Source organism: Caldithrix sp. (genome assembly GCF_056497305.1).
Window position 1 is genome coordinate 1 of the sequence record NZ_JBSMDE010000125.1, and the last position, 6202, is coordinate 6202.

Consider the following 6202-nt stretch of genomic DNA (forward strand, 5'->3'; position numbering starts at 1 on the left):
TGCTAAAATTTGTGGATTATCTGAAGGAATATGAAGGATTCGATGCGCAACTGTGGTATTTGCGCGGCACGGAAAAACGAGAGGTCGATTTTTTAATAACGGTCGATAAAAAGCCCTGGTTTAGCGCTGAGGCCAAATTGCAGTATACAAGAATTTCAAGACATTTGCTGTACTTTAAAGAGCGTTTGAACATACCGTTTAACTATCAGGTGATTAAAAAGAACGATGTTGATTTCATTAAAGGTGATATTCGTGTCGTGTCGGTTGATCGCTTTTTGAGCGCATTGGTTTAAATTTCACGCGGATGCTCGCAGAAAACAAATAAAAAATTCCGCGTTCATCTGCGCGATCTGCGCGCGGTTTTAGATGGTAATGAACTGCATCATGGTTTTGCTTTTTGTTGACAAGCTGCGCATGGCGGTCAAATAATCAAAAAATCCATAAAAAGATTTGACTTTTTTGTTTATGTTTATTACAGTTTCATAAAGTTTAATCTTTCATAATTGTTGGTAATAGGTGTAAATGGCGAATATAAAATGAATACCGAGCGAAAGGTAGTGAATATCATAGAAAATCAAACGACCAATATCGATCTCCGTCTGGAAAAGGGCGTCTTTTTTACCGGGAGTAGATGCAACACCCGTGTTACAGGACAGCTGCGATTGACGGTTACTCCCACAGATGCACAGGTAACCATTGACGGTATGCCGGTGACAGACAGCTATTTAATCCTTCCCGTTGGCAAATACCATATTAAATGTCAAAAATCAGGATTTTCTGGACAGAGTAAAACCGTTCAAATCAGGCAAAATCAGGAAACGAGGATTGAGATCAATCTGACAAAAAAATCAAAAGGTAAGGCTTTTACGCGTTCTTTATTTTTCCCGGGCTGGTGGCAAAGTTACAAAGAAAATGCTGGCCGCGGCTGGCTGTATCGTCTGGCCTTTTTAGGCAGCGCCGCCGGAGCGTATTATTTTACCGATCAATACAATAGTAAAGGATTACAATGCTATTCGTGATCAATATTTGTCGGCAATGGATTACCGGAAGATCCTTAGTCTTGGCGACCAGATGGAGAGCCAGTACAAAAAGGTCGAAGACAATGAAAAGTTCCGCAATTATTTTTACATGGCCACAGCGGGTATCTGGTTAATCAATGTTTTAGACGCCGCCATCATGCCGCCGGGTTGGAAAAGATACGTTAGCTTTTCATTAAATAACCGTGCAAAAGGAATGGAAATTCATTTTGTCATTCGTTGAGGTAGCCATGTTAAACGGAAGAAAAAAACTGTTAGCTTTAATATTGGCGTTCATGGTTCTGGGATGTAAATCTGAAAGAAAAAGCGTTAATAGTCGCTACGAACAGCCGATCGTAGACCTTATTTTGGTGGAGGGCGGAAGCTTTAAAATGGGTGATGAAAGCGACGGAGGTAAAAGCGATGAACAGCCGGTGCATCAGGTGACTGTTGACGATTTTTACATCAGCAAATACGAAATCACTCAGGCTCAATATTCAGAAATCATGGATAGCAATCCTTCGTATTTTAAAGGGCAACGACGACCGGTGGAAAATGTGACGTGGTTTGAAGCCGTAGAATTTTGCAATCGCCTGTCCTCGCGAGAAGGCAAAGAGCCTTGTTACCAGTTGGACAGTCTGAACGTTCGTTGTGATTTTAGTAAGAATGGTTACCGTTTACCCACCGAAGCTGAATGGGAATTTGCAGCGAGGGGCGGGAATTTTTCAAACGGTTTTAAATTTAGCGGTAGCGACAGTGTGGAATCGGTAGCCTGGTACTGGTTTAACAGCAATCGCCAGACCCATGAAGTGGGGTTAAAATTGCCCAACGAACTGGGCATTTACGACATGAGCGGAAATGTGGGGGAGTGGTGCTGGGACTGGTACGACGCCGATTACTATTCAAAAAGTCCTACCAATAATCCCAGAGGTCCTGAAACAGGGTACTGGCGAGTGATTCGCGGTGGCGGGTATCCCAGCGATGTGCGAGTCGCTAACCGAATTCACGAAAATCCTTCTACTCGTTTTATCTATTACGGTTTTCGAATCGTTCGAAAAAGGTGAATGAAATCATTCCCATCTTTTTGAAATGGGAAAATTATTATGTGGTGCAGCAACTTAACTGTTTAATGCTTTTATCGAACGTAATGGCCGCCAGTTTTACCCCTTCAGAAAGTGTTAAATAGGGATGAAACATGTCTTTTAAATCCTGGACCGAAATTCCAAATTTAATGGCCAGGGACAATTCCATCAACAATTCAGAGGCTTCGGCAGCCACAATGCGTGCGCCAATTAAACGATCGGTTTTTTTATTGCGCAGTAATTTAATAAAACCGCGGGTGTCTAGTGCGGCCAGGGCTCGTGGAACATGTGCAAGTTCTAAACGAACCATTTCGAAGAGCACGCCCTGTGCGAGGGCCTATTTTTCGTTAAGTCCAACGCCGGCAACTTGAGGATCTGTAAAAACGACCCAGGGTAATGGTGTGTAATCTCTGGCAACAAAGGTTGATTCCAAAGCATTGCGGGTAGCCAGTTGGCCTTCGTATGCGGCAGTGTAAACAAACATGGGGGTTCCAATTACATCGACAGCCGCAAAAATATGAGATAGCGATGTTTGCAAATGGACATTAACGTCAATAAAACCCTGTGGGGGGTGTTTTATACCAATCGCAGAAATCTTTAGCATCTTTGTGTTGGCCCTACGTCCAGTTGCCAACAATAAATGAGTGCCGTTAAGCTCAATATTTTTGTCGTTTATGTTTATTTCGAGAACAATGCGATCTTTTTCGTTTTTGACACACCTGGTTCTGGGCGAAGTAAAGAATGAAATTCCCTCTTCTGCTAAATACGTTTGTAAAGCGTTTGAAATGTCGGCATCTTCGTGTGGTAAAATGCGATCTTCCAATTCGACTACCTGCACTTTGCTTCCAAAGCGGGCAAAGGTTTGTGCAATTTCTAAACCGATGTAATTTCCGCCTAGCCCATCTTGAACAAAATTTAAACAAAAATCACTAAATTTCGCCATTCATACTTTGTAAGTTGTTGTTTTTATTGAAACGCATTTCCGAAACGTCGTTGTAGTGCCCATAAAGAAGGTATACTTTTTGTTGATTTAATAAAATGATTTATTAATATTTGAACATGTTCATTAAAGAAGTAATAAAAAAGAATAAAGGTTATGATATTGTCTTCGTTTATCATCAACTCGTCGAATTCTATCGCACCGAAAAAGGCCCAAGACAAAGAAGATTGATCGACCTCGGCAGGCTTACTATCCCAAAGACAAATGAAAAATACTCGCCAACCGCATCGAGGAAATCATAAACGGACAAACCTTCTTGATCGAAGTTGACGAAGAAATTGAAGAATTAGCCCAACACTATGCCTCGCTTTTAATTCATAATAAAATAAAGCAAAAAAAAGTAGAAGAGCAAGACAAAATACCGGAAACAGAGACCATCCTTACCGATTCCGTTAAATTCAGACAGGCGCGCAGCATAGGATGCGAATACATCGATTTGATGATGTTAAGAAAACTTGTATTCAATGATCTTTTAAAAAAGCTGGGAAGGATATTAAGCTGGCCGAACTGTTGATCGTTGGTCGCCTGGTGCATTCCTCAAGCGAATGGGCTGCCTTGCGCTGGGTCAAACAGCAAAGCGCCATCGATGAGCTTTTAGAGTTAGATCTTTCCAAACTTTCTCATAATAAGCTTTATCGAATTTCGGATCAATTATTAAAACATAAGTACAAAATAGAAAAAGGTTTGGTAGAGCAAGAGCGACGGCTATTTTCTTTGCAAGAAAAGATCATCTTGTATGATTTAACCAACACGTATTTTGAGAGCAGCCGTACCTGTGAACTGAAGGCTCGAGGACGCAGTAAAGACAAGCGTCACGACCTGCCCTTAGTCACTTTAGGTTTGGTATTGGATGAGGATGGATTTCCGAAGGAGAGTCATCTTTTTTCAGGCAATGTTTCAGAGCCAGAGACCTTGTCTAACATACTGGACACGATAGACAGCTCAGCCAAGAAGTTGATTATTTTAGATGCCGGGATTGCCACAGAAGAGAATTTGCAACTCATCACAGAGCGTGGACATGACTATCTGGTGGTTTCCCGCAGTAAGCCGGAAATCGAGATCGAAGAAGATGCATTTAGAGAGATTAGTCACGATCAACGCAATAAAGTAGAAGCTTATCTTTACCGTCGAGATAAAGAGCTTTATTTGTACTGCCGCAGCTCATTAAGGCAAAAGAAAGAGGAATCCATTCGACGCTTCCATCAAGAGCGCTTTGAGGCGGAGTTGAAATATGCAGCGGAGAGTTTGCACAAGAAACGAGGCACGAAGAAATATTCAAAGGTCTTAGAACGTATTGGTCGCATAAAGGAACGTCATGCAAAGGTGGCCTATTTTTACGATGTTTTTGTTAAGCATCAGGCTGGCATCGTTACTGAGATCAGCTGGAAGATAAAAGATGAGCAAAAGATGGATGATCGATTTTCAGGCACGTATTATTTGCGTATGAATCGCCTGGATTTAACGGATTGTGAGATCTGGCAGTTATACATCAGTTTAACGGATGTGGAGGATGGTTTTCGCTCGTTGAAAAGTCAATTAGGCTTAAGGCCGAATTACCATCAGAAGGATAAGCGCATTGAGGGTCATATTTTCATTTCGATTTTAGCCTTTCATGTGTTGATAAGTCTTCAAAAACAATTACATGATATAGGCTTTTATTATCGCTGGACAACCATCCGGGAATCACTTTCCGTACAGCAGCGTGTAAGCGTTGAGATGAAAACTCAGAAAGGAGATTTGTTAGTCATCAGAGATACGACAGAACCCGAAACGATCCATTATTTAATGGCACAGGCATTGAAGATCAAGCCTAAACCATTAGGTAAGATAAAGATAAAAATTTAAAATATTGTAGTGGTAATAAAAAAGAACGATGTGTTGTTTTTAAATAACTTAAGTCGTTTTAGTGTTCAAAATGGGTTATTATCACAGTTCGAGGCCTGATTTTTTAGATGTATCTTATGGAAATTATTCCTGTCCTTCGTGCGGCCCCGCAGTACATCCTGATGATAACATTTCACAATCAATCCCAGCACGAGGAAGATGGTTTTATTCAAATATAAAGACGTATATAAATGATCCCACTCAATGGCCACCTCAACCTCTTGAAGTAACGATTACCGGCCCAACCTCTCTTAATTCCGGTCAAAGCGGTACGTACACAGCCCATCCTTCCGGCGGAAGCGGCAATTACACCAATTACGAATGGTGGGAACGGAAGGACGATCTGGAGCCTTATTCGGTAAATGGAAGCATCGGGATTAATGCGCCGCCTTCCAATCAGTGGGTGTATTTAACCAGCGGGCCGGATAAACAGTAAATCAATATTGCCAGAACGTACAGTTTTTCTTTAAAATGCGTGGTTACGGACTCTCACAATGATCAGGCTACCTCCAACATTCTTTCGGTTCATGTCAGCGGCGGGGCGCTGGCTAAACAAAATTCAGAGCAAACGCCTGCTGTGGCTATTCAGGTTCCCAAAAAGGTCGAACTGAATGGCAATTTTCCCAATCCCTTTAATCCCACCACAACCATCCAATTCGGTTTGCCGGAGGATGGCCATGTGCGGCTTACGATTTATTCCATGAGCGGTCAAAAAGTGCGCACGCTGATTGATGGGCAGGTTTCCAAAGGTTATCATCAAATCGTCTGGGACGGCAAAAATGAAAGCGGGCAAGCGGTTTCCGGCGGGTTGCACGTTTATGAGTTAAAAACAGAAAGTAAGCGCCTTTTGAAAAAGATGTTGCTGGTAAAATAAATTAAAGGGAAAGGCTCTCAGGGAAGGGAGCCTTTTTTTTGCAAACTAAGCTGGAATTTTCTGCCTTTTCCTTTTTCCGGCAACGGCGCCTGAACCTCTTCCACAATTCAATGGGGCCTGTCTGCAAAGGGCACCATGAATCCAGGAGATTAACGGTATATGCCTTTGAACTGTCGATTAATCAAGGGAGCTGTAGAAACTCCTGAGCCGGATTCCAATCAAGCGATAAATTCTGTAAAAAATTGTCCACGGGCCAGCAAAGTATATTATTACGTAATAGCTTTTCATTCCCACGGTACAGAAATACCAGTTTTGCAGCGGGATAATCTTTTTTGAATTCTCGCAA

Annotated in this window: 7 protein-coding genes and 2 pseudogenes; 7 read left to right on the plus strand and 2 right to left on the minus strand. The window is 42.0% G+C overall.

Annotated features, from left to right (window positions below):
- The 4 genes and pseudogenes from ACWB0I_RS10360 to ACWB0I_RS10375 all read left to right on the plus strand — a co-directional run.
- Positions 1 to 293, plus strand: a pseudogene (locus tag ACWB0I_RS10360) (ATP-binding protein); the annotation flags it as partial.
- A 243-nt stretch (positions 294 to 536) separates the two neighbouring features.
- Positions 537 to 1019: a PEGA domain-containing protein gene (locus tag ACWB0I_RS10365; RefSeq protein WP_479387988.1), complete on the plus strand. Its 483-nt coding sequence runs from the start codon at positions 537 to 539 to the stop codon at positions 1017 to 1019.
- A 7-nt stretch (positions 1020 to 1026) separates the two neighbouring features.
- A complete protein-coding gene (locus ACWB0I_RS10370) occupies positions 1027 to 1260 on the plus strand; it encodes a hypothetical protein (RefSeq protein WP_479387989.1) in 234 nt (77 codons plus the stop codon).
- 7 nt (positions 1261 to 1267) lie between these two features.
- Entirely contained in the window at positions 1268 to 2080 is an 813-nt protein-coding gene (locus ACWB0I_RS10375) for a formylglycine-generating enzyme family protein (protein ID WP_479387990.1), read from the plus strand.
- Between the two features lie 37 nt (positions 2081 to 2117).
- On the opposite strand, the gene ACWB0I_RS10380 is transcribed toward ACWB0I_RS10375, so the two are convergent.
- Together ACWB0I_RS10380 and ACWB0I_RS10385 are read right to left on the minus strand one after the other, a co-directional pair.
- Positions 2118 to 2420 (minus strand): hypothetical protein, encoded by a 303-nt coding sequence (locus ACWB0I_RS10380; protein ID WP_479387991.1) that lies wholly within the window; start codon positions 2418 to 2420, stop codon positions 2118 to 2120.
- Between the two features lie 15 nt (positions 2421 to 2435).
- Positions 2436 to 3041, minus strand: coding sequence for an FAD-dependent oxidoreductase (locus ACWB0I_RS10385; protein ID WP_479387992.1), 606 nt, complete (start codon positions 3039 to 3041; stop codon positions 2436 to 2438).
- A gap of 116 nt (positions 3042 to 3157) precedes the next feature.
- Between ACWB0I_RS10385 and ACWB0I_RS10390 the strand changes: the two are divergent.
- From ACWB0I_RS10390 to ACWB0I_RS10400, 3 genes and pseudogenes are all read left to right on the plus strand, one after another.
- Positions 3158 to 4943, plus strand: a pseudogene (locus ACWB0I_RS10390) (IS1634 family transposase).
- Between the two features lie 70 nt (positions 4944 to 5013).
- Complete coding sequence (locus tag ACWB0I_RS10395) at positions 5014 to 5418, plus strand: hypothetical protein (RefSeq protein ID WP_479387993.1); 405 nt, start codon at positions 5014 to 5016, stop codon at positions 5416 to 5418.
- Between the two features lie 39 nt (positions 5419 to 5457).
- Positions 5458 to 5856 carry a FlgD immunoglobulin-like domain containing protein gene (locus tag ACWB0I_RS10400; RefSeq protein ID WP_479387994.1) on the plus strand — a complete coding sequence of 133 codons (399 nt, stop codon included), beginning with the start codon at positions 5458 to 5460 and terminating at the stop codon, positions 5854 to 5856.
- Positions 5857 to 6202: the final 346 nt, after the last annotated feature.

Bases quoted from the DNA above. Each gene is read 5' to 3' on its own strand.
- ACWB0I_RS10375 (WP_479387990.1), top strand. From the start codon at position 1,268: ATGTTAAACGGAAGAAAAAAACTGTTAGCTTTAATATTGGCGTTCATG.
- ACWB0I_RS10365 (WP_479387988.1), top strand. From the start codon at position 537: ATGAATACCGAGCGAAAGGTAGTGAATATCATAGAAAATCAAACGACC.
- ACWB0I_RS10385 (WP_479387992.1), bottom strand. From the start codon at position 3,041: ATGGCGAAATTTAGTGATTTTTGTTTAAATTTTGTTCAAGATGGGCTA.
- ACWB0I_RS10395 (WP_479387993.1), top strand. From the start codon at position 5,014: ATGGGTTATTATCACAGTTCGAGGCCTGATTTTTTAGATGTATCTTAT.